Annotated in this window: 17 protein-coding genes; 8 read left to right on the forward strand and 9 right to left on the reverse strand. The window is 68.3% G+C overall.

Features of this window, described 5'->3' with window-relative positions; genetic code table 11:
* Window positions 1-75: 75 nt before the first annotated feature.
* From WBK31_RS35930 to dnaA, 8 genes are all read right to left on the reverse strand, one after another.
* Entirely contained in the window at window positions 76-771 is a 696-nt protein-coding gene (locus tag WBK31_RS35930) for a DUF3566 domain-containing protein (RefSeq protein ID WP_406673861.1), read from the reverse strand.
* Window positions 768-3272: a DNA gyrase subunit A gene (gene gyrA / locus WBK31_RS35935; RefSeq protein WP_406673862.1), complete on the reverse strand. Its 2505-nt coding sequence runs from the start codon at window positions 3270-3272 to the stop codon at window positions 768-770. The genes WBK31_RS35930 and gyrA overlap by 4 nt, the downstream gene beginning before the upstream one ends.
* A gap of 18 nt (window positions 3273-3290) precedes the next feature.
* On the reverse strand, window positions 3291-5234 hold the full coding sequence (gene gyrB, locus WBK31_RS35940; RefSeq protein WP_364064631.1) for a DNA topoisomerase (ATP-hydrolyzing) subunit B: 1944 nt from the start codon (window positions 5232-5234) through the stop codon (window positions 3291-3293).
* 337 nt (window positions 5235-5571) lie between these two features.
* Complete coding sequence (locus WBK31_RS35945) at window positions 5572-6120, reverse strand: DciA family protein (RefSeq protein WP_406673863.1); 549 nt, start codon at window positions 6118-6120, stop codon at window positions 5572-5574.
* Complete coding sequence (recF, locus tag WBK31_RS35950; protein WP_364064626.1) at window positions 6110-7354, reverse strand: DNA replication/repair protein RecF; 1245 nt, start codon at window positions 7352-7354, stop codon at window positions 6110-6112. Before recF ends, WBK31_RS35945 begins: the two co-directional genes overlap by 11 nt.
* 64 nt (window positions 7355-7418) lie before the next feature.
* On the reverse strand, window positions 7419-8363 hold the full coding sequence (gnd, locus tag WBK31_RS35955) for a phosphogluconate dehydrogenase (NAD(+)-dependent, decarboxylating) (RefSeq protein WP_378785843.1): 945 nt from the start codon (window positions 8361-8363) through the stop codon (window positions 7419-7421).
* Window positions 8364-8408: 45 nt separating this feature from the next.
* Window positions 8409-9548, reverse strand: a complete 1140-nt coding sequence (dnaN, locus tag WBK31_RS35960) for a DNA polymerase III subunit beta (RefSeq protein ID WP_364064621.1) — start codon at window positions 9546-9548, stop codon at window positions 8409-8411.
* Between the two features lie 543 nt (window positions 9549-10091).
* Complete coding sequence (gene dnaA, locus WBK31_RS35965; protein WP_406673864.1) at window positions 10092-11684, reverse strand: chromosomal replication initiator protein DnaA; 1593 nt, start codon at window positions 11682-11684, stop codon at window positions 10092-10094.
* Between the two features lie 447 nt (window positions 11685-12131).
* On the opposite strand from dnaA, the gene rpmH reads away from it, so the two are divergent.
* The 8 genes from rpmH to WBK31_RS36005 all read left to right on the forward strand — a co-directional run bounded on the left by rpmH (window position 12132) and on the right by WBK31_RS36005 (window position 18718).
* Window positions 12132-12269: a 50S ribosomal protein L34 gene (rpmH, locus tag WBK31_RS35970; protein WP_364064619.1), complete on the forward strand. Its 138-nt coding sequence runs from the start codon at window positions 12132-12134 to the stop codon at window positions 12267-12269.
* A 59-nt stretch (window positions 12270-12328) separates the two neighbouring features.
* A complete protein-coding gene (gene rnpA / locus WBK31_RS35975; RefSeq protein WP_364064616.1) occupies window positions 12329-12691 on the forward strand; it encodes a ribonuclease P protein component in 363 nt (120 codons plus the stop codon).
* A complete protein-coding gene (gene yidD, locus WBK31_RS35980; RefSeq protein ID WP_364064614.1) occupies window positions 12688-12972 on the forward strand; it encodes a membrane protein insertion efficiency factor YidD in 285 nt (94 codons plus the stop codon). Before rnpA ends, yidD begins: the two co-directional genes overlap by 4 nt.
* Before the next feature lie 4 nt (window positions 12973-12976).
* Window positions 12977-13900: a membrane protein insertase YidC gene (gene yidC / locus WBK31_RS35985; protein WP_364064612.1), complete on the forward strand. Its 924-nt coding sequence runs from the start codon at window positions 12977-12979 to the stop codon at window positions 13898-13900.
* A 20-nt stretch (window positions 13901-13920) separates the two neighbouring features.
* On the forward strand, window positions 13921-14409 hold the full coding sequence (locus WBK31_RS35990) for a R3H domain-containing nucleic acid-binding protein (RefSeq protein WP_364064764.1): 489 nt from the start codon (window positions 13921-13923) through the stop codon (window positions 14407-14409).
* 690 nt (window positions 14410-15099) lie between these two features.
* Entirely contained in the window at window positions 15100-15771 is a 672-nt protein-coding gene (rsmG, locus tag WBK31_RS35995) for a 16S rRNA (guanine(527)-N(7))-methyltransferase RsmG (protein ID WP_364064609.1), read from the forward strand.
* Window positions 15772-15908: 137 nt separating this feature from the next.
* Window positions 15909-16844: a ParA family protein gene (locus WBK31_RS36000; protein ID WP_406673865.1), complete on the forward strand. Its 936-nt coding sequence runs from the start codon at window positions 15909-15911 to the stop codon at window positions 16842-16844.
* Window positions 16845-17755: 911 nt separating this feature from the next.
* Window positions 17756-18718 (forward strand): ParB/RepB/Spo0J family partition protein, encoded by a 963-nt coding sequence (locus WBK31_RS36005; protein ID WP_406673866.1) that lies wholly within the window; start codon window positions 17756-17758, stop codon window positions 18716-18718.
* A 2981-nt stretch (window positions 18719-21699) separates the two neighbouring features.
* Here WBK31_RS36005 and WBK31_RS36010 read toward each other — a convergent pair.
* A complete protein-coding gene (locus tag WBK31_RS36010) occupies window positions 21700-22746 on the reverse strand; it encodes a threonine aldolase family protein (RefSeq protein ID WP_406673867.1) in 1047 nt (348 codons plus the stop codon).
* Between the last annotated feature and the right edge of the window lie 679 nt (window positions 22747-23425).

Genomic DNA, 23425 nt, shown 5'->3' on the forward strand with positions numbered 1-23425 from the left:
GACGAGGTAAAGCTTACCGTGTCCGGCGGGCTGCTCGCGCCGTACGGGCGGGCCGCACGGCGCGAGCAGCCGGAATCACTCGGCCTCGCTGAAGGTCACCTCGACACCGCCCACCAGGTCGGAGGCGATGTTGTAGATGACCGCACCCAGAGTGGCCAGTGCCGTGATCAGGACGACGTTGACCGCCCCGATCAGGGCCGTGTAGCCGAGGATGCGTACGGGCTCGAACCAGGAGGCGATGTCGATCGGGATGGAGCTCTGGCCCTGCTCGCCCTTGCCGAGCTGGTTGACCAGGTCGACGATCGAGTCGAACACACCCAGGCCCGACAGCACGCCGTACAGCACGGCGACCGCCACGAAGAGCACCACGAAGCAGACCAGGGAGACCACGAAGCTGAACTTCATGGCCGACCACGGCTCGATGCGGCGCAGGACCAGGTGGGCCTTACGAGGAAGCCGGCCCGAGGAGGCGGACGACTTCTTCTTGCTGCTGGACGTGTCGGGGGCCGGCGGGGCCTCCGTGGCCAGCGACGGGCGCAGGCGCACGGTGTCGTTGCTCTCCGTCTGCGGGCCTGCAGGCGGCGCAGAGGGGCTCATGGAGCCCACCGCGTGCGGCTGGGGCTCCTGGCCCGGCCTGGGCCTGCCCTGCGCGGGCGAGGTGTCCTTACCGTCGTCCGCCCTGTGGGAGATCTCGTTGTCTGTGGGCTTCTTCGGCTGTTGTCCGTTACCCGAAGCCGCCGTGGTCCTGGCGGTGCCACCCTGGGCGCTCATGGGTTACTCTCCTCCCCGTCTTCCTCATTCTCGACCGAAGTCTCCCTGGACTCCGCGTTGCGGGCGAGGGCCACCACGCTGTCGCCTTCAGCGAGATTCATCAATCGCACTCCCATGGTCTGGCGGCCGGACTGCTTGATCTCACCGGCGCTCGTCCGGATCACGCCGCCTGCGGACGTGATCGCGAAGACCTCGTCCTCTGGGTTGACCATGACGGCTCCGACCAGCTTGCCACGAGATGCAACGATCTTCGCAGTAAGCACGCCTCGACCGCCACGTCCTTGGACCGGATACTGCTCCACTGGCGTCCGTTTTGCGTACCCGCCCTCGGTGGCGATAAGCACGTCTTGACCGTCGGCGATCCGATTCATGGAGAGAAGTTCGTCGCCTTCGAGGAACCTCATGCCGATGACGCCGCTGGTCGCGCGTCCCATGGGACGCAGCGTCTCGTCGGAGGCGGTGAACCGGATGGACTGCGCGCCCTTGGAGACGAGCAGCAGGTCGTCGGTCTCGTCGATGAGCAGGGCTCCGATGACCTCGTCGTCCTCGCGCAGGTTGATCGCGATCAGACCGCCCGACCTGGGGGAGTCGTACTCGGACAGGCGGGTCTTCTTGACCAGCCCGCTGCGGGTGCCGAGGACGAGGTACGGCGCGACGTTGTAGTCACGCAGGTCGAGGACCTCCATGACGGTCTCGTCGGGCTGCATGGCGAGCAGGTTCGCCAGGTGCATGCCGCGCGCGTCGCGGCCGGCGTCGGGCAGCTCGTACGCCTTCACCCGGTACACCCGGCCCTTGTTGGTGAAGAAGAGCAGCCAGTGGTGGGTGGTGGTGACGAAGAAGTGGTCGACGATGTCGTCCTGGCGCAGCTGAGCGCCGCGCACGCCCTTACCGCCGCGCTTCTGCGCGCGGTACATGTCGGTACGGGTGCGCTTGGCGTAGCCGCCCCGGGTGATGGTGACGACGACCTCTTCCTCGGCGATGAGGTCCTCGATCGACATGTCGCCGTCGTAGGCGATGATCTCGGTCTTGCGGTCGTCGCCGTAGCGGCCGACCAGCTCGGCCAGCTCCTCGTTGATGATCTCGCGCTGCCGGGTCTCGCTGGCCAGGATCGCGTTGTACTCGGCGATCTGCGCCATCAGGGCGTCGTACTCGTCCTGGATGGCCTGCCGCTCCAGGGCGGCCAGCTTGCGCAGCTGCATGTCGAGGATGGCCTGCGCCTGGACCTCGTCGATCTCCAGCAGCTCCATCAGGCCCTGCTGGGCGGCGGAGGCGGACTCGGAGGCCCGGATGAGGGCGATGACGTCGTCGAGCCGGTTGAGCGCCTTGAGCAGGGCGCGCAGGATGTGGGCCCGCTCCTCGGCCTTGCGCAGCAGGTAGCGCGTCCGGCGGACGATGACCTCGATCTGGTGGGCGACGTAGTGGCGGATGAACTGGTCGAGGCGCAGCGTACGGGGCACGCCGTCGACCAGCGCCAGCATGTTGGCGCCGAAGGTGTCCTGGAGCTGGGTGTGCTTGTACAGGTTGTTGAGCACGACCTTGGCGACCGCGTCGCGCTTGAGCACGATGACCAGCCGCTGGCCGACCCGCGAGGAGCTCTCGTCGCGGACGTCGGCGATGCCGGTCAGCTTGCCCTCGCGCACCAGCTCGGCGATCTTCAGCGCCAGGTTGTCGGGGTTGACCTGGTACGGCAGCTCGGTGACGACCAGCGCCTGCCGCCCCTTGTCCTCCTCGACCTCGACCACGGCCCGCATGGTGATGGAGCCGCGGCCGGTGCGGTAGGCGTCTTCGATGCCCCGCCGGCCCACGATGAGCGCGCCGGTCGGGAAGTCGGGCCCCTTGACCAGCTTGATCGCGGCTTCGAGCAGCTCTTCGTCGGTGGCCTCGGGGTGCTCGAGCGCCCACTTGACCGCCGCGGCGACCTCGCGCAGGTTGTGCGGCGGGATGTTGGTGGCCATGCCGACGGCGATGCCGCCCGAGCCGTTGACCAGCAGCTGCGGGAAGCGGGACGGCAGGACGTCGGGCTCCTGCGACTTGCCGTCGTAGTTGGGGCGGAAGTCGACGGTCTCCTTGTCGATGTCCCGCAGCATCTCCATGGCGATGGGCGCGAGCTTGCACTCGGTGTAGCGCATCGCCGCCGCCGGGTCGTTGCCCGGCGAGCCGAAGTTGCCCTGCCCGTCGACCAGCGGGTAGCGCAGCGACCACGGCTGCGCCAGGCGTACCAGCGCGTCGTAGATCGAGGTGTCGCCGTGCGGGTGGTAGGTACCCATCACGTCGCCGACGACGCGGGCGCACTTGAAGTAGCCGCGGTCGGGACGGTAGCCGCCGTCGTACATCGCGTAGAGCACGCGGCGATGCACCGGCTTGAGACCGTCGCGTACGTCCGGCAGCGCCCTGGACACGATGACAGACATCGCGTAGTCCATGTAGCTGCGCTGCATCTCGGACTGGATGTCCACCGGCTCGATGCGATCGGCCGGGGGAGTGGTATTCACGTCCGTCACAGGTAAAGGTCCTTCTGACTAAACATCGAGGAAGCGCACGTCGCGGGCGTTGCGGATGATGAAGTCACGCCGCGCTTCGACGTCCTCGCCCATCAGCACGCTGAACAGGTCGTCGGCCTGGGCCGCGTCGTCCAGCGTGACGAGACGCAGCAGCCGGGTCTCCGGGTTCATCGTGGTCTCCCAGAGCTGGCCCGCGTTCATCTCACCCAGACCCTTGAAGCGCTGGACGTTGTCCCGCGGCCTGGGGTCGGGCTTGCCGTTGGCGATGCCCTCGGCGATGATCGCGTCCCGCTCGGCGTCGGAGTAGGCGTAGGAGGCCTCCTCGCCCTTGCGGTCCCACTTGATCTTGTAGAGCGGCGGGCAGGACAGGTAGACGTGCCCGGCCTCGATCAGCGGCCGCATGAAGCGGAAGAGCAGCGTCAGCAGCAGCGTGTTGATGTGCTGGCCGTCGACGTCGGCGTCGGCCATGAGGATGACCTTGTGGTACCGCAGCTTGCTGATGTCGAACTCGTCGTGCACGCCGGTGCCCAGCGCCGTGATCAGCGCCTGGACCTCGTTGTTCTTCAGGACCTTGTCGATCCGCGCCTTCTCGACGTTGAGGATCTTGCCGCGGATGGGCAGGATCGCCTGGTAGCGCGAGTCGCGGCCGCCCTTGGCCGAGCCGCCGGCCGAGTCGCCCTCGACGATGAACAGCTCGCACTTCTCGGGGTCGTTCCACTGGCAGTCGGCCAGCTTGCCGGGCAGCCCGCTGCCCTGCTCCAGCAGCGACTTGCGCCTGGTCAGGTCGCGCGCCTGGCGCGCGGCGATACGGGCGCGCGAGGCCTGCAGCGACTTGTTGATGATGTCCTTGGCCTCACCGGGGTTGCGCTCGAACCAGTCGCGGATGTGGTCGTTGCACGCCTTCTGTACGAACGACTTCGCCTCGGTGTTGCCGAGCTTGGTCTTGGTCTGCCCCTCGAACTGCGGGTCGGACAGCTTGACCGAGATGATCGCGGTCAGGCCCTCGCGGACGTCCTCACCGGTGAGGTTGTCGTCCTTGCCCTCCTTGAGGAACTTCTGCTCGCGCGCGTAGCGGTTGACGATGGAGGTCAGTGCCGCGCGGAAGCCCTCCTCGTGGGTGCCGCCCTCGGCGGTGTTGATGGTGTTGGCGAACGTGTAGACCGACTCGGTGAAGGAGTTGTTCCACTGCATCGCGATCTCGACCGCGATGCCGTCGCCCTCCTCCTCGAAGTAGATGATCGACGCGTGCGCCGGCTCCTTCTTGGAGTTGAGGTGCTTGACGAAGTCGGCCAGACCGCCCTCGTAGTAGTACTCCACCCGCTTGGGCTCGCCGTTGATGTGGTCGGGCCGCTCGTCGGTGAAGGTGATCTTGAGGCCCTTGTTGAGGAAGGCCATCTCCTGGAAGCGGCGCGAAAGCGTCTCGAAGTTCCAGGTCGTGGTCTCGAAGACGTCGGGGTCGGGCCAGAACGTGATCGACGTGCCGGTCTCGTCGGTCTCCTCGCCCTTGGCCAGCGGGGCCAGGGGCTTGGCCATCTCGTAGCGCTGGCGCCAGTAGTGGCCGTTCTGCTTGACCTCGACGTCCATGGCCGTGGACAGCGCGTTGACGACCGCGGAGCCGACGCCGTGCAGACCGCCGGAGACCGCGTAGGACTGGCTGTCGAACTTGCCGCCCGCGTGCAGCGTGGTCAGCACGAGCTCGACCGCGGAGATCCCCTCGACGGGGTGGATGCCCGTGGGGATGCCTCGGCCGTTGTCGACCACGCGTACGCCGTTGTCGGGAAGCAGTGTGATGTCGATCCTGTCGGCGTAGCCGGCGAGTGCCTCGTCCACCGCGTTGTCGACGATCTCGTAGACGAGGTGATGCAGGCCGCGCTCACCGGTGGAGCCGATATACATACCCGGGCGCTTGCGAACCGCCTCAAGCCCCTCGAGTACGGTGATTGAGCTAGCGTCGTAGGACAACTGCGAAATCCTCCTGCCGCGGACACGCGGCGGGGGAGGCGATCAACTCGTGAAGCTGCCCCTGCCGTGCCCGTCACCGTCGTGAGTGCCCCGATGCGCGGTCACCCAGGGGAGTCGGCTTGCTGCCGGGGTGACACGCAAGCGGACGTGTCCGGAATCCTTTTTCATTCTACCGCTTCCGGCGGGCCAAGGTGGCAATGAACGCGCCTGTGGTGCTCTCTAGCTCGTTTTGCCCCAGGCAAGCATCCCCCCTCCGGAAAGGGGGCTTATCGCGTCTGCGGCTTTCTGGCCGCTCCGGGCGCCCAACCCGGACAGCCGGATCGCACCCGCCTGGAGGTCACCCATAGGTGTCGCGCGGACCTCGACTTCCGGTCACCCGCAATCCACCTGAAGGACGCGGAGCGTTCTGCGGGCCCTTGACCTTGACCCGCGTGACCGTGCCGTCGCCGAGCTCCTCGTTGAGCCTGCGTACGAGCGTGCGGGCGAGCAGCCGCACCTGCGTGGCCCAGGCCGTGGAGTCGGCCACGATGACCACCTCGCCGTCGTCGAACGACTCGGGCTTGGTGTGCGCGGCCAGGTCGGGGCCCACGATCTCGGGCCAGCGGCCGAAAACCCCGCCGACCGCGGCGTTGCGCTCCCAGCCGCGATCGGCGAGCAGCTCGGCGATCGCGCGTCCGAAAAGCTGAGGGTCGCCGCTCTCCCTGCGCGGGCCCTTCGCCTTGCGCCTGGGCTCGCGCCGGGGGAGCTGGCCGCGCTTGGCGGCGTCGGCCTTGGCCTGGGCGAGCTTCTCCCTGGCCAGCGCCACCCCCCTGGCGGTGGCGTTCTCGCCGCGCTCACTGCGCTCACTGCGCTCGCCGTTCTCGCGGGGCCGCTGGTCAGCGGACACGTGTGACACTCCCCTCTGCGACGTCGAATCTGCCGCCAGAAAGCTCCGCGGGCACGTCGTCGGGCACCGCCGCGGTGATGAGCACCTGCTCGGCCGGGGCCACGAACTCGGCCAGGCGGCGCCTGCGCTGGCTGTCGAGCTCGGCGAACACGTCGTCGAGGATCAGCACGGGGTCGCCGCCGTCGGCCCGCAGCAGGTCGTAGGCCGCGAGCCGGAGCGCGAGCGCGAACGACCACGACTCTCCATGGCTGGCGTAGCCGCGCGCGGGCAGATCGCCGAGCCCGAGTATCAGGTCGTCGCGGTGGGGACCGACGAGCGTGACCCCGCGTTCGAGCTCGGCCTGGCGGACCTCCAATAGCCGCTCGCGCAGGCGCTCTTCAAGGGTTTTCCCCAAGTCTGTGGATAACGTCTGTGTATCGAAAGATCCCCGCTCAGCGGGGCCTTCCGCCTCGCCGGACGCCCCCGCGTCATCCCCACCTGTGGACAACGTGCTGCGGTAGGCGAGCGTCGCGGGTGCGCTCGACGGGGCCAGCGTCGCATACGCGTGCGCCACCCGCGGCCGCAGCTCCTCGATCAGCTCGAGCCGCCCGCGCAAAAGCTCCGCGCCGTGCCTGGCGAGGTGGGCGTCCCACACCTCCAGCGTGCTCAGCACGTCGCCGGCGCCGGCCGCTGCGAACGCGGCCTCGCTCTCCCGCCGCCTGGCGCTCCGCGAGCCCCTGCGGGCCTGCGCGGCGGTGCGCAGCAGCGCGCCGCGCTGCTTCAGCACCCGGTCGTAGTCGGCGCGCACGCCGGCGAACCTCGGCGTCCTGGCCACCAGCAGCTCGTCGAGGAAGCGGCGGCGCTCGGACGGGTCGCCCTTGGCCAGCGCCAGGTCCTCAGGCGCGAACAGCACCGTGCGCAGCAGGCCCACGACGTCGCGGGCCCTGGACACGGGCGAACGGTTGAGCCTGGCGCGATTGGCCCGCCCGGGATTGATCTCCAGCTCGACCAGCGCCCGCCGGTCGTCACGCTGGATGGCGCAGCGCACGATCGCCCGCGTCGCGCCCTGGCGCACCAGCGGCGCGTCGCTCGCGACCCGGTGGCTGGATTGCGTCGCGACGTAGCCGAGCGCCTCGACCAGGTTGGTCTTGCCCTGGCCGTTGGGTCCGACGAACGCCGTGACGCCCGGCTCCAGGCCGAGCTCCACGGACGCGTAGGACCGGAAGTCGGTCAGCGAGAGGTGGGCGACATGCACCCCACGAAGGGTAGTGCGCCTCGACGGCCGCCGGGGTCACCGGCATGCGGCCTGTGGAAAACCGTTAGCGATCGGTCTCGCGCGGCGGCGCGACGTCGGCGCCGGGGGAGTCGGCCCCCTTGCCGGTGCTGCCCTCCGCCGAGGTGATGGCGTGGCCACCGAACTGGTTGCGCAGCGCCGCGACCACCTTCATCGCCGGCGAGTCGTCCTGGCGGGAGGCGAACCTGGCGTACAGGGCGGCGGTGATGACCGGCAGCGGGACGGCGTGGTCCACAGCCGCCTGCACCGTCCACCGGCCCTCGCCGGAGTCCTGTGCATAACCGCGCAGCTGCTCCAGGTGCTCGTCGTCCTCAAGCGCCCGCACCAGCAGGTCGAGCAGCCAGGAACGGATCACGGTGCCGGTGCGCCAGCTCCGGAAGGAGCCCTTGACGTCCTTGACGACGTCGGACGCCTCGAGCAGCTCCCAGCCCTCGGCGAACGCCTGCATCATGCCGTACTCGATGCCGTTGTGGACCATCTTCGCGAAGTGGCCCGCGCCGACGTCGCCGGCGTGCACGAAGCCGTCCTCGCCCTCGGGCTTGAGCGTGTCAAAGATCGGCATGAGCCGCTCGATGTGGGCCTTGTCGCCGCCGCACATGAGCGCGTAGCCGTTCTGCAGGCCCCAGACGCCGCCGCTGACGCCGCAGTCGACGAAGCCGATGCCCTTGGCCGCCAGCTCGCCCGCGTGCTTCTGGTCGTCGGCGTAGTGGCTGTTGCCGCCGTCGATGACGAGGTCCCCCGCGTCGAGCAGCTTGCCGAGCTCGTCGACGGTCGACTGCGTGGGCCTGCCCGCCGGCACCATCACCCAGACGGCTCGCGGCGCCTGCAGGCGCTCGACCAGCTCTTTGAGGCTGCCGACGTCACTGATGGCCGGGTCGCGGTCGTAGCCGATGACCTCATGACCGCCGCGGCGCAGGCGCTCGGCCATGTTGCCGCCCATCTTGCCCAGTCCGACCATGCCGATCTGCATGTTGTCTACCCCCTTGTCAGGCTTCCATCATCCCTGATGGCCGGTTCAGCCTGACAGCCGGATGGGCATGATCAAGTAACGGTAGTCAGTGCCGCCGCCGTCCTCCACAGGCTTGCCCCCGGTGAGGATAGCGGGCTTCGTGGACGTGGTCATCTGCAGCCTGGCCACATCGGAGTCGATGGCGCCGAGGCCCTCCAGCAGGAACTGGTGGTTGAAGGCGATGTTCATCTCCTCGCCCTCGTAGTCCACAGGCAGCGCCTCGACGGCCTGCGCCTCGTCGCCGCTGCCCGCCTCCAGCACGACCTCGCCGCTCTTGAACGCCAGGCGCACCGGCGTGTTGCGCTCGGCGACCAGGGCAACACGCTTGACCGCCTCGACGAACGGGCCTGTGGACAGATCGGCGCGCGCGGAGAACTCGGTCGGCAGCAGCGAGCGGTACTTGGGGAACTCGGGGTCGAGCAGGCGGGTCGTGGTGCGGCGGCCGGCGCTGGAGAAGCCGATCATGCCCTCGCCGGTGCCGCCCGCGGAGCTGAGCGCGATCTCGACCTCGGCGCCGGTCGCGCCGAGCGCCTTGGCGGTGTCGGCGAGCGTCTTGCCGGGGATCATCGCGACGGCCGAGAAGTCGGGCTGTCCCGGCTGCCACTTCAGCTCGCGTACGGCCAGGCGGTAGCGGTCGGTCGCGGCGAGCGTCACCGTGTCGCCCTCGATCTCCATGCGTACGCCGGTGAGCATCGGCAGCGTGTCGTCGCGGCCGGCGGCGACGGCGACCTGGCTGACGGCGGAGGCGAACACGTCGGCGCCGACCCGCCCGGCGGCCGGGGGCATCGACGGGAGGGTGGGGTAGTCCTCCACAGGCATGGTGAGGAGTGTGAACCGGGCGCTGCCGCAGGTGACGACCGCCTTGGCGCCGTCCACCACGAAGTCCACAGGCTGTGCGGGAAGGGCGCGGGTGATCTCGGCGAGCAGCTTGCCGGAGACCAGGACGACGCCCGGCTCGCCGGTGTGCAGTTCGAGCGTGACCTCCGCCGAGACCTCGTAGTCGAAGCCGGACAGCTTCAGCCGCTGCTCCTCGGTGACCTCCAGGCGCATGCCGGCGAGAACGGGCACCGACGGGCGCGCCGGGAGGCTGCGTGCCGTCCATGCCACCGCCTCAGCGAGGACGTCTCGCTCGATTCGGAACATCACGGTGATCAGCCTCCTGGGTTCGTCGTTGATTGAAGGATCTCAAGGATCCACCCTCCCGGCCTCGCGCTCCGGGAGAACCCCTCTATGGGTCTTTGAGTTTCTTAGTTAGAGAGATAAGAGGTCATCACATTAGGGGCTGTGGAAACTGGGGACAACCGGCGTCCTTGCTGGTCAGCGCCCTTGTTTTTATCCACCGTGGGTGTGGGCAGCGCCTGGGGAGAACTCGCGCGCCTGGGGACGACGAAACTTCGCCCACAGGCCGTCCCCAGATCTTGGTGCCGTCATCCACGGCTGAGGCGGGGTTATCCACGAGGTTTCCACAGGTTATCCACGGGGTAATAAGGCCCCTTCTGGAGCCCCAGATCGACTGTTCACAGCCTGTCCACACGTTGTCCACTGGTAGTCCCCAGGTTCTCCCCAGGATGTCCCCAGCACTGTCCCCAACCGTTGTGGACGGATTTTTCCCAGCATTTGCGGGCAATCGGCCGCCCCGATTTTGCGTTTCCGCTGGTCCACAGCGTTTTCCACAGGCTGTGTACGACGTCACGACCCACGCTGTGTCTGCTTGATCCGCATTGTGAGCTCGTTGACCTGGTTGTACATCGAGCGGCGCTCGGCGATCAGCGAGCGGATCTTGCGTTCGGCGTGCATCACCGTGGTGTGGTCGCGGCCGCCGAACTGCTGGCCGATCTTCGGCAGCGACAGCTCGGTCAGCTCGCGGGCGAGGTACATGGCGATCTGCCGGGCGTTGACGAGCGCCCGGCTGCGCGAGGTGCCGCACAGGTCGTCGATGCTGATGCCGAAGTACTGAGCGGTCTCGCTCATGATCGAGGCGATCGTGATCTCGTTGTCGGACTCCGACGTGATGAGATCCTTCAGCACGACCTCGGCGAGCTGAAGGTCCACACCCTGCCTGTTGAGGCTGGCGAACGCGGTGACCCGGATCAGCGCGCCCTCCAGCTCGCGGATGTTGGTGGAGATGCGGCTGGCGATGTACTCCAGCACCTCGGGCGGCGCGGCCAGGCCCTCCTGGATGGCCTTCTTCCTGAGGATCGCGATGCGGGTCTCCAGCTCGGGCGGCTGGACGTCGGTGATCAGGCCCCACTCGAACCGGTTGCGCAGCCGGTCCTCCAGCGTGATGAGCTGCTTCGGCGCGCGGTCGCTGGAGATGACGATCTGCTTGTTGGCGTTGTGGAGCGTGTTGAAGGTGTGGAAGAACTCCTCCTGCGTCTGCTCCTTGCCCTCCAGGAACTGGATGTCGTCCACAAGCAGGATGTCGATCGCGCGGTAGCGGCCGCGGAACCCGTCGGCCTTGTGGTCGCGGATGCTGTTGATGAAGTCGTTGGTGAACTCCTCGGAGCTCACGTATCTGACGCGGGCGCCGTCGTACAGGCTCTGCGCGTAGTGGCCGATCGCGTGCAGAAGGTGCGTCTTGCCCAGCCCCGAGTCGCCATAGATGAAGAGCGGGTTGTACGCCTTCGCCGGCGATTCGGCGACCGCGACGGCGGCGGCGTGTGCGAAACGGTTGCTGGCGCCGATGACGAAAGTCTCGAATGTGTACTTCTGGTTGAGCCGGGCTGTTTCGCTGGGTTTGCTGCTCTTCGCCTCCCAGCGGTTCTGCGTCAGGTTCTGCGCCGGCTCCGCGGGCTTCTCCGCGGGCGGCGAGTAGGACTGGCCCTGTTCAAAACCGAAGCTCTGCTGTGGATATTCGGTGGATATCTGCTGCTGCTCGGGCTGCGGCGAATAGTACTGTGGCGGCTCGGAAGGCTGGTTGTGCTGCGGCTGCGCGGGCTGTGCATAACGCGGCTGGCTCTCCACACCCTGGGGATAACCCTGACCCCCAGGCTGTTGATGAGCGTCGCCTGACGGCTGCTCGGGCGCCGTCGTGTCGATCATCACGGCCAGCCGCATGGTCCGGCCGAGCTCCTGCGACAGCGCATGGGCCACCAGCGGGCGCAGCTTGCCCTCGATGAGGTCCTTGAGGAAGTCGTTGGGGACGCCGAGCACGATCGTGTCGTTGGCCAGCGCGATCGGGCGCACCATCGACAGCCACGTGCGCTGCTGGATGGGCACGTTCTCGTTGAGGAAGTTGCCCAGTGCCCTCGCCCATACCGTGCCGAGGTCGACACCGTTCACGATGCGGTTCCCCCTCCTCTCAGTCGCGGCCCCCCGCGATCGGTTATCCACATGCCACAGCCGATCACGATGATCGACGACTCCTTCGTCCACACGCGGCCGGCGGGCGTCCCGCCCACGCACTCCACAGGAGATCCACAGGCTGTCCACAGGCTTTGAGCGGCCCGGAAGGGCTGACAGTAGCTTTGTGCACAGCTGTGTTCAAGACGTTGTCCACAGCCTAGTGGCACCTGAGTGCACATACTGTGGACGTGGGGGCGGCGGTGGAAAAGTGGCCTGTGGATCAGTGGATAACCGCGTCCGGTTTGACCTGCGGGCGCCTTCCCTCGTAACGTACGACGGTCGGCTTGTCACGCGACGGCTATTTCGCGTGCCCTCGCTTCCCTGGCAGGCCATCCATGTGTGTTAGGCGCCCGTGCGGCGCACCATCAAGCCTGGAGCCCACCCGTGAGCAAGCGTACTTTCCAGCCGAACAACCGTCGCCGCGCGAAGACCCACGGCTTCCGGCTGCGCATGCGCACCCGGGCCGGTCGCGCCATCCTCGCCGCTCGCCGCCGCAAGGGCCGCGAGAGGCTGTCGGCCTGACCGTCCCGCGCGACGACAGCCCGCCGGCGCATCACGCCGGCGGGCGTTAGACGTATACGGTGCTGTCCCGTCAATCCCGCATGCGACGCGGGGAGGAGTTCGAGGCTGCGGTCAGGCGCGGCAAGCGCGCTGGGCGCCCCACCCTGGTGGTGCATTTCACCACTTCTGGGGAAGAGCCACCCCTTGTGGGTTTCGTGGTGAGTAAGGCCGTCGGGGGCGCGGTGACCCGAAACAAGGTCAAACGACGGCTCCGACACCTGATGCGGGACCGACTCCACCGGCTGCCGCGAGGTAGCCTGCTTGTGGTACGCGCCAATCCACCGGCCGCGTCCGCGCGATTCGAGCAACTGGCCGCCGAACTCGACGTCGCGCTGGATCGTTTGCTCAGGCGGCGCGAGTCCTCGACGGGTGGACGGAAATGACGGAGCAACCGCAAGGGGTCGCGGTGCCGAGCCTCGCCGCTCGCGCACTCATCCTCCCCATCCGGTTCTATCGGGCGTTCATCAGCCCGCTGCTCGGTCCACGCTGCCGGTTCTACCCCTCGTGCAGCGCATACGGGCTCGAAGCGATTGCCGTACATGGAGCACTGCGCGGCATTTGGCTGACTGTCCGGCGCATCGGGCGGTGCCATCCATTTCATCCCGGAGGTATAGACCCGGTGCCCCCACGCCCGGTCCCGTCCCACGAAACGCAAGGGAGATAGCTCGGTGGAGCTGTCCTGGCTCAACTGGCTGTACACAGCCGTCGCCCAAGTCATCACCTGGATCCATACCGGGTACAGCACGTTCCTCGACCCCAACAGCGGTCTGACCTGGGCGCTGACCATCATCACGCTGACCATCTGCATGAGGATCCTGATCTTCCCGCTGTTCCTCAAGCAGATGCGATCTTCGCGGAAGATGCAGGAGCTGGCGCCGAAAGTTCAGGAGCTCCGCAAGCGCTACAAGAACGACAAGCAGCGCCTGAACCAGGAGGTCATGGCGCTCTACCAGGGGGCGGGGGCCAACCCCCTGGGCGGCTGTCTGCCGATCCTGGCGCAGTTCCCGATCTTCATCTCCATGTTCACCGTGCTCCGCGCGATCGCGGCCGACGAGGCCAAGTTCGGGATGACGCAGGAGCTGGTCGACAGCGCCAAGCAGGCGCTCATCATCGGCGCGCCGCTGCCCGCCACGTTCTTCGAGGCTCCCGCCATCAGCGAGAAGGTCGTCATCGGCTGCTTCGTGGCGATCAGCTCGCTGACCACCTTCCTCACCGTCCGGCAGAGCGTCACCCGCTCCATGGCCCAGATGCCGGACAACCCCATGGCGCAGCAGCAGAAGATCCTCATGTACATCTCGCCGCTGTTCGCCTTCTTCAGCCTGAACTTCCCGCTCGGTCTGATCCTCTACTGGGTCACCACCAACGTGTGGACGCTCGGTCAGCAGCACTGGTTCTACAGCCGGCACCCCATGCCGCAGTACGACGCCAAGGGCAACCCCATCCCGGTCCAGCCCAAGCCCGGCCTGATCGCAAAGCTGCGCAAGACCACGCCGGAAGAACAGGCCCCTCCGCCCCCTCCGCAGCCTAAGATCATCAGGCAGCAGCCGAGCAGGCAACCCCGTAGCAAGCGCACCGGCAGCAAGAAGTCGTGAACACGAAGGAGAGGCCGGCCATGACCGAGGCCGAGCAGGAGAAGGCTCCTGATCTCACTCTGCTGGAGCAGGAAGGCGAGATCGCTGCCGACTACGTCGAGGGCCTTCTCGACATCGCCGACATCGACGGCGACATCGACATGGACGTCGAGGGCGACCGCGCGCTCGTCTCCGTCGTCGGGATCAAGAGCACCGAACTCGTGGGCCCCGGGGGAGAGGTGCTCGAAGCGTTGCAGGAGCTGACCCGCCTGGCCGTGCACCGGCAGACGGGCGAGCGCTCCAAGCTCATGCTGGACGTCGCCGGCTACCGCGAGCGGCGGCGGGCCGAGCTGACCAAGCTGGGCACCGAGATCGCCAACCAGGTCAAGGACCGCGGCGAGCCCAAGTCGCTGCAGCCGATGACGCCGTTCGAACGCAAGATCGTCCACGACGCGGTGGCGGCCGCGGGGCTGCGCAGCGAGTCGGAGGGCGAGGAGCCGAACCGGTACGTGGTGGTTCTGCCCGCCTGAGCGGCGGATTCGGCTCTCGGGCGGTGACCTCGGTCGCCTCCTCGGCGGCTTCGGCCGTACGAACCGGACCTTGACGAACCGGACTCCGTCGGATCGACCTTCGACGGAGTGGACTTCGATGGATCGCTGTCACGGACCGTTTTGACGGACCGCTTTGACGGGTCGGCCGCGGGTGTGGCCGGCCCGTTCGGCTGTCAGGACCAGACGGCGAGTCCTTCCGCTACCTGACCACCTGACCACCTGACCGACGACATCCAACGGCAGCCGACCGGACCATGGCTGCCGACAGGGGCCGACCGCGGACGACGGCAACCGACGGGCCGACCGCGGACGACGGCAACCGACCTGTCCCCGGACCAGCGGATGAGCTTGATCGGAACCGGACCCGCCGACGCATCGGTCCCATATGCCGCTTCCCGAGTGCCGCTTCCCGGGGCAGTCCTTTTCCCCGGTACGCTTCCTCAGGGCGCGTCCCCACCCCCGGTACACCGACATTTCCCCCTTTATCGGCCTGCGCGGTGTTGCGCTGACGGCGTGCTCACAGGCCACCTTCACCAAGGCCCGCTAGGCTTCCCTTGTGATCTCACCCCGTAGCCTTGGGTGGAGACCGGATCCGTCGCCGCGGCCTAAGCGCGCCCGGCGACCATCACCCCGATCACGGGCCACGAGCCCCAGAAAGGCCACCTACCAGTGAGCGATGAGCTTCCGGAGCCGCCGGAGATAGCGAGGGACGTCTTCGCGGGGGAGGCCTGGGATCGCGCCATCACGTTCGCAGACCTGCTGGCGGGTCCCGGTGTCGTCCGCGGGCTGCTGGGTCCGCGGGAGGTGCCCCGGATCTGGGATCGCCACATGCTCAACTGCGCCGTCGTAGCCGAGGCGGTGCCGCCGGATGTGCGGCTGGTGGACATCGGCTCCGGCGCCGGCCTGCCCGGTGTGGTGCTCGCCATCGTCCGGCCGGACATCACGGTGACGCTGCTGGAGCCGCTGCTGCGCCGTACCGTGTTCCTTGAGGAGTGCGTCGAAGCGCTCAAGCTCGACAACGTCGAGGTGCTGCGCGGCCGGGCGGAAGAGCTGGCGGGCAAGCGCGTGTTCGACGTGGCCAGCGCCCGTGCGGTGGCGCCGCTCGATCGGCTGCTCAAGTGGGCGATGCCGCTGCTCCGCGAGGGCGGCGAGCTGATCGCCATGAAGGGCGAGCGCGCCGCCGGCGAGCTGGCCGAGGCACAGGAGCAATTGCGCGCCGTCGGCGCCCGAACGGCCGAGCTCGTCACGGTCGGGCGCGGTAAGGTCGAGCCGCCTGCAACATTGGTTCGGGTGGTAGCGGGTCGCCCGCCGGAGCGAGCCAGGCGGCGACGAAGGAGGTGACGGTTGTGCCAGTCGCGTCAAGTGGTCTTGGCTGGCCGGACGGCCCTCCGTCTCAGAGTCCAACCGGGGTTGGCTGGCCCGAAATGGGCGTGTCGCGACAGCAAATTCCCGGCACCGGCACACCAGTGGTTGAAAGGATGGCCATCGTGACCCAGACCCCCCTGAACCCCGGTGATTCGCCGTTGGTACGAGAGGCGCTCAGCTCAGTGGTTTCACGTGAAACATCTGCAACCCCGACGGCCGCCCAGACTGGCGAGGCATCTGGCGATGGCGACAGCGGCTGGCCGCGTCCGCCCAAGACCCGAGTGATCGCAGTGGCCAACCAGAAGGGCGGCGTGGGCAAGACGACCACCTCGGTCAACATCGCCGCCGCCCTGTCGATGCACGGCCAGCGGGTCCTCGTGGTCGACCTCGACCCGCAAGGCAACGCCTCCACCGCGCTGGCGACGGAGCATCGTGGTGACGTCCCGGACGTTTACCAGGTGCTCGTGGACGACCTGCCGATGGCGGAGATCGTCAAGCAGGTGCCCGACATGCCCAACCTGTATTGCGCTCCCGCCACCATCGACCTGGCCGGTGCGGAGATCGAGCTGGTGTCCTTGGTAGCCAGGGAGGCGCGGCTGCGGCGGGCGCTGGCGGCGTACGATGCGATCAAGTTCGACTACATCGTGATCGACTGCCCGCCCTCCCTCGGTCTCCTCACCGTCAACGCGCTGGTGGCGGCCGACGAGGTGCTGATCCCGATTCAGTGCGAGTACTACGCGCTGGAGGGCCTCGGGCAGCTGCTGCGGAACGTGGACCTGATCAAGGCTCACCTGAACCCGACGCTGCGGCTCTCGACGATCGTGCTGACCATGTACGACGGGCGTACGCGGCTCGCGTCCCAGGTGGCCGAGGAAGTGCGGGCGCACTTCGGGGACACGGTGCTGAACACGGTGATCCCGAGGAGCGTGCGGCTGTCGGAGGCGCCCAGCTATGGGCAGTCGGTGATGACGTACGACCCGGGGTCGAGCGGGGCGATGGCGTACATGGATGCGGCCCGCGAGATCGCCCACCGCGCCACGGTCTCCTGACCACCTCCTCTGCCTTTTCCGGGCCCTTCTCGGCTCCGGACACCACTTACCCCGGGATCACGGTTTGCGTGCGGCGCGGGGTGCAGGAGCGCCTGCGCTCAGGGCTGAGCTGGGGGCGCCCTTGCTGGGTGCGCCACCGCGGGAAGCGTCGGGCGCGGGGAGCGTCGGGCGCCGGGGGCGTCCCGCCGTGGAATCATTGTGTCGTTCCGCGGGGTCGGGGTTTCCGCGCGGGGATCTTCGAGCCGCGCCTCCTAGGGCCGCGGGGCTTTTGCCGTCTAGGCGTGGCTCCGCGCAGAGCAAACTCCGAGATCGGAGCTTTCGTATCACGCCGCCCGTGTAGCCATCGGCCCGTGTAGCCATCGGCCTGCGCGGCGATGGGCCCATGCGGCGATGGTCCTGCGAGGGGATGGGTCCCGTACGAGGATGGGCCCTGCACGAGAATGGGTCCCGCACGAGAATGGGCCCTTGCGGCGATGGGCCCCGCACAGGGATGGGACCGCGCGGCAAGCGAACCCGGCACCGGGAGCTTCGACGCTGGAAGCTTCGGCCCTGAGCGGTAGAGGACCCGTACGAAGCAGGCGCAGGGTAGCCATGTCGCGTGCCGACCCAGTGGTCACCGCCGGCACCGAATGGCTCTCTCGCACCGAGACGGCTCAGAGGCCGGGCGGGCCGAGGCGGCTCGGAGGCCGGGCGGGCCGAGGCGGCTCGGAGGCCGGGCGGGCCGGGATGGCGGGTTGAAAGCAGGGTGCAAAACGCGGATGGGTTGGGGCTCAGTCACGGGTTGGGCAGGTTTGTGACCGTGTCGGTGTAAATCCAACCGGACGGTGTGTGGCGAGGGGGCACTCGGTCCGGTCCACAACGGTAACCTCTCCTGGAGTGACCGGAATCGACCGGGTGGATGAGGAGACGCAGTGAGCCAGCAGCGGCGGGGATTGGGCAAGGGACTCGGGGCGCTCATCCCGACCGGTCCCATCGTTGACGGCACGGGGGCGGCGCCGGCCCCGGCCAACGGGTCGACGGGGGAGACGGGTCCCAAGCCGATTGCGGGGGCGTACTTCAAGGAGATCGCGCTCGAGGCGATCGTTCCTAACCCTCGGCAGCCGCGTGAGGTCTTCGATGAGGAGCGCCTGGAGGATCTGGCGACCTCCATCCGTGAGGTTGGGCTGCTCCAGCCGATTGTGGTGCGCTCGGTCGGTGGTGGTCAGTATGAGCTGATCATGGGGGAGCGGCGTTGGCGTGCGTGTAAGAAGGTCGGCCTTGACCCGGTGCCGGCGATCGTACGCAACACCCAGGACAACGACCTGTTGCGGGATGCGCTGATCGAAAACCTTCAGCGTGAGCAGCTGAACCCGCTCGAAGAGGCGGCGGCGTACCAGCAGCTTCTTGACGATTTTCAGGCGACGCACGATCAGTTGGCGAAGAAGATCGGCCGCTCGCGCTCTCACATCACCAACACCTTGCGTCTGCTGAACCTGCCTCCTGACGTACAGCTGAAGGTCGCCGCCGGGACGATCAGCGCCGGGCATGCGCGGGCGCTCCTCGGACTCGACGACCCGGAGGAGCAGATCCAGCTCGCCAAGCGGATCGTGGCGGAGCTGCTATCGGTACGGGCGGTCGAGGAGATCGTCGCCATGGGCAGTTCAAAGGCGGCCAAGAAGGCGCCACGCGACCGGAAGGCCCCCAAGCCCACCGCCCCCGGACTCACCCACCTCGCCGACCGCCTCTCCGACCACTTCGAAACCAAGGTGAAGGTGGACCTGGGGCGGCGGAAGGGACGGATCGTGGTGGAGTTCGCGACGATCGACGACCTGGAGCGCATCATCGGCACCATGGCGCCGGAGGCAATCCAGGCGATGCGAGAAGCCGAGGACTGATTTCCGCACTCCCGAGTTCTCGAGCTCTCGGGTTCCCGGGCTCTCGAGCTCCTGAGCTCCCGAGTTCTCGAGCTCTCGGGCTCTCGGGTTCCCGGGCTCTCGGGTTCCCGAGTTCCCGGGCTCTCGGGTTCCCGGGTTCCCTGCTCCCGTGCTTCTCAGCTCTCGTGGCTGATGAGCTCTCGCGCCTGAGCTTCAGCTTCGGCCGCTCGCCCGCACCTCGGCCGCTCGCCCGCGCCGCCAAGCCTCTCGCGCCGCGTGGTTCGGTTTCTCGCGCCGCGCGCTCCGGTCTCTCGCGCTGCGTAGTCTGGTTTCTCGCGCTGCGCCGTCCGGTCTTTCGCGCCGTAAGTTCGGTCTTTCGACAGAACCCAGCGGGTGAGCTGAGGTTCCGCCACGGTGACGACGGCTGGCGCGACTTAGCGCGGTCGGGCGTTCAGACGGTCTGGTGGCTGGTGTCGACCCGCCGAAGTCGGCGCGGCCGAGGGACGCAGCTGACCGTCCTTGAACAGCCGGCCGCCCGCCCTGATTAGCGTGCCGCCCGCCCGGTCGCTGTGGTGCACAGGAGCCTGGAACCAGGAGCCTGGAACCAGGATCCGGGCACGGTGGACGGGCGGCGCTCACTCACCACGCCCACCGCTCAGGCCCAGGTGTCCGCCGCTCAGACCAGTCGCCCGCTGCTCGGGCTAGTCGCCCGCTGCTCGGGCTAGTCGTCCGCTGCTCGGGTCGGTCGTCCGCTGCTCGGGTCGGTCGTCCGTCGCTCGGGTCGGCTGTCCGTCGCTCGGATCGGTCGTCCGCCGCGCAGGTCCAGCCGCCCGCCGTCGCCTGTCGTTTGGTCCAGTCGCTCACCGTTGCCGGTGACGGATGCTCGCTACAAGCGCGGCGGCGGTCGGGCTGGGGGAGCGGACGGTGGATCGGCGTCGAGGTGCGGCGGTTGGGCGCGGTTCGGCGTTTCGAGAGCCAGACGATTTCGTGGCGCAGGTGGCGGCTCGGCCGTGACGGCGCTGACGCGTCGCTCCGGGGCAGGCGATCTCATGGCACTGATAGCGGCGCGCCCCGTGACGGTCTTGATGCGCTGTGGCTCGCGACAGTGTTGATGCAGCGTTACGGGGAGGAGATCGCGTGGCTGGCTGGTAGCGACCCGGCTGCGGGGGTGGTGTCATGCTTCGCTGTCCGTGACGGTGCTCGTGCTGTGACTGCCCCTTCTGCACGGGCCGGCCGAGGCGGCTACCTGATTGAAGTCGGGCTGCGCCAATGCGGGATCGGCTGGGGAAACTGGGTGACCGGTCGTGGTGTTAGTTCGGCGCTTTTCCTGGTTTGCTTGGGAGCGCCGCGAGTTACGCGGAGATGTAGGGCATCTTCTGGCGAGCTGAAGGGACTAGCGGCGTAGGAACGGATCTGCGGGTGGGGGACGTGAGTCCGAAGTGGCTCAGGGAAGTCTCGACCGAGTAATAGCGACTCGGGCCGCGCGTCTCGCGTGGGGGCGACTCGAGTCGCAGGATGGGGGCACGCGCGGTGGTGCGGTTGGTGATCGGCGTGCGGCTAGTGGGCGGGCGAGCCTTCGATGTTTCACGTGAAACGTCACGCCAGCGGCGGGCCCTGTGTGCCCGCGTAGGCCTACGTCCACGCGCGGGTTGCCGGCGCGAGGTTTCCTGCGGAACGAGTCCCCGTTGGGAGTCGCTGCGCGCGTGGGCTACGCGTTCGATGTTTCACGTGAAACAACTCAGCTCGCAGAGGACGGCGGTGGCGCTCGTGCTGGAGCTCGGTGGCGATTTCGTCGGTCGGATGCCGGGCGGCAGGCCGTCCGTTCAAGCGTGAGGAACTGGCAACGCGCGAGAAGCGGCGGGCGCCGGAAGGCGTCGATGCGTACGTGAGGGTGGGCGTCGCAAGGCGGCGAGGCGTAGGAAGCGGCGGGTGTAGCAGGGCGGCGAGGCGTAGGAAGCGGTGGGCAACCGGAAGACGATGAGGCATTAGAAGCGGGGGTGCCGAAAGGCCACGAGGCGTTAAAAGGTGGCGGCACGCGAGGTGGCAGGTGCAAGTAGTGGGCCCACAAGGTGCTGAAGCGCTGCGACTGTGGTGAGGCACGGAGAGGCGTTGCGCCACGGCGAGGCCCAGCGCACGGCGAGGCGCTGTGGCCATGGTGAGGTGCGGCGAGGTGCTGCACCATGGCGAGGCTCCGCACACGGCGAGGCTCCGCACACGGCGAGGCTCCGCACACGGCGAGGCTCCGCACACGGCGAGGCTCCGCACACGGCGAGGCTCCGCACACGGCGAGGCTCCGCACACGGCGAGGCTCCGCACACGGCGAGGTGCTGTAGCGCGGTGGGGTGTTGCGGCGCGGTGAGGCGGGGGAGGCGCTGTAGCGCGGTGGGGTGTTGCGGCGCGGTGAGGCGGGGGAGGTGCTGCAGCGCGGTGGGGTGTTGCGGCGCGGTGAGGCGGGGGAGGCGCTGCGGCGTGGTGAGGTGCTGTGGCGCGGCGTGAGGTACGGAGGCGGCTTGGCGGTACGCGTCCTCGTCGAGGGTAAGGCTTCGCTAGACAGGGTGTTTCACGTGAAACCGTTGTCGTGATGCTGGAGGTCCTCGGTCAGGTGACTGGTGCGTTCGCCTCGGAGGGCGTGATGGCGCTCGACGTGACGCGCTCGACGCGATGCGGTCCCACGCCCTGCTGCTGAGTAGACGCTGGCGGCGGCGGAGTGTCTGGCGAGGCTGTGGGTGCTGGAGGCCAGCACTCCAGAGGACGGGACAGGGAAGTGCGCCTCCGTGTTTCACGTGAAACACGGAGGCGGCCGTTTGGTCGCTCGGCGACTCGGAAACCCGTCGCAGCCGCGCGCCCGCAGCGGTCGTTGGCAAGGGGCGCCTGGGCCGCGTTAGCCGTCCAGCGCCTTGCCGGGCTCGCCGGTGGTCGGCGCGCGATGTTTCACGTGAAACCAGGGGAGTGCGTCTGCGGGGGAGTAGGCGGGCGAGGCAGTGTGAGAGTTAGCGCGTGGGTTACGCGGTGGCCGCCTTGCGGATGTCGTCCAGGAAGTCGTCCACGTGTTCCGGGGTGGTGTCGAAGGCGGTCATCCAGCGGACCGTGCCGGCGGTCTCTTCCCAGAAGTGGAACAGGTAGCGCTGCTGGAGAGTGTCCGCGACTGCCTTCGAAAGGGTGGCGAAGACGGCGTTGCTCTGCACCGGGTACGCCAGCGAGACACCGGGGATGTCCGTCAGTCCAGCGGCCAGGCGGTCGGCCATCTGGTTCGCGTGGGCGGCATTCCGGCGCCACAGGTCGTCCGTAAGGAGCGCCGTGAGTTGAGCGGAGATGTAGCGCATCTTCGAGGCGAGCTGAAGGGACTGGCGGCGCAGGAACGGGATGGCGTGAGACAGTGACGAGTCGAGCACCACCACGGCCTCAGCCGCGAGCGCGCCATTCTTGGTGCCGCCGAAGCTGAACACGTCCACGCCCACATCGGTCGTGATCGCCTTGAGGTCACAGCCGAGGTACGCGGCGGCGTTGGCGAGGCGGGCACCGTCGACATGGAGGCGCAGGCCGTGCTCGTGAGCCTTTTCCGCGAGGGCGGCGATCTCGGCGGGGGAGTAGCAGGTGCCGAGTTCTGTCACCTGGGAGATGGAGACGACGGTGGGCTGCGGCTCGTGGTGGCTGCCGACGCCGCCCAGGCGGGACTCGATGTCGGCCGGACGGAGCTTGCCGTCCTCGGTCGGGACCGTCAGGAGTTTCACGCCGAGCAGACGTTCCGTCGCACCTGTCTCGTGGGTGGCGATGTGGGCGCTGTCGGCGCAGATGATGCCGTCGTAGCGGCCGAGCATGGGAGCCAGGCCGACCATGTTGGCGCCCGCTCCGTTGAGGACGGCGAAGCCCTGCGCGTCCGGGCCGAACACCTCCTTGATCTTCTCCTCGAATATCGCCGTCCACTTGTCGTCGCCGTAGGCGGGTGCGTCTCCGTCGTTCGCGGCGGCCATGGCTTCGAGGATCGTCGGATGCACGCCCGCGTGGTTGTCGCTGGAGAAGCTCTTGGGGTACGTGGAATCGAACAGCACACGGTAAGGCTACTGATCCGGGTTTCGGGTGCTGTCACGCTCGCGCGCGTATCGCCCACACCGAGCTGTCCCGTTCTGCTCTCGGCTGGCTTCGGGGGTGCGGCGCGTCGGTGTCGCCGGTTGGGCGTCGTGTCGGCTCGGAGTCGCGCATCGTGCTGGACGTTGCATCGTGCTCGGTTCGGGGAGCGGCGTGCGCCCCGCTGGACGTCGCGCCGCGTTCGGTTCGGGGACGTGTGTCGCGCTGGACGCTGTAGCGCGGCTCGGGTTGGGGCGTGTGTCCTGCTGGACGTTGTAGCGCGCTTGGAAGGGGGCGGCGTGTGTCGTGCTGCTTCTGGTGGTGTCAGGCGGTCCGTCCTGTGCCGGGTCGCCAGGCAAGTTCGCTCCTCCGTGGATTGGTGGTGGGGGACGCGGTGGGGTGGTGCGGTGGGCGCGACGTTGCGACGGTGCGGGCCGTTGGCGCCGTGCGGGTAGCATGGCGGGGCGATCTGGCAAGCCAACGTGACGGGGTGGCGGAGGTGTGGCGCGTTGGTGGGCGAGGCGGGGCGGCGGTGCGAGCGGGGGCGGTACGACGGCAGGTTACGGCGAACGGGGCGTGGCGAGGTGGCCGTGGCGAGGCGGCGGTGCGAGCGGGGGCGGTGCGGCAGAGTAGCGCGGTGGGCCGCCCCCGCCCCCCAGCGGT

Origin of the sequence: Nonomuraea sp. N2-4H (assembly GCF_045291505.1) — a bacterium.
In the GTDB taxonomy this organism is placed as follows: Bacteria; Actinomycetota; Actinomycetes; order Streptosporangiales; family Streptosporangiaceae; genus Nonomuraea; species Nonomuraea fastidiosa.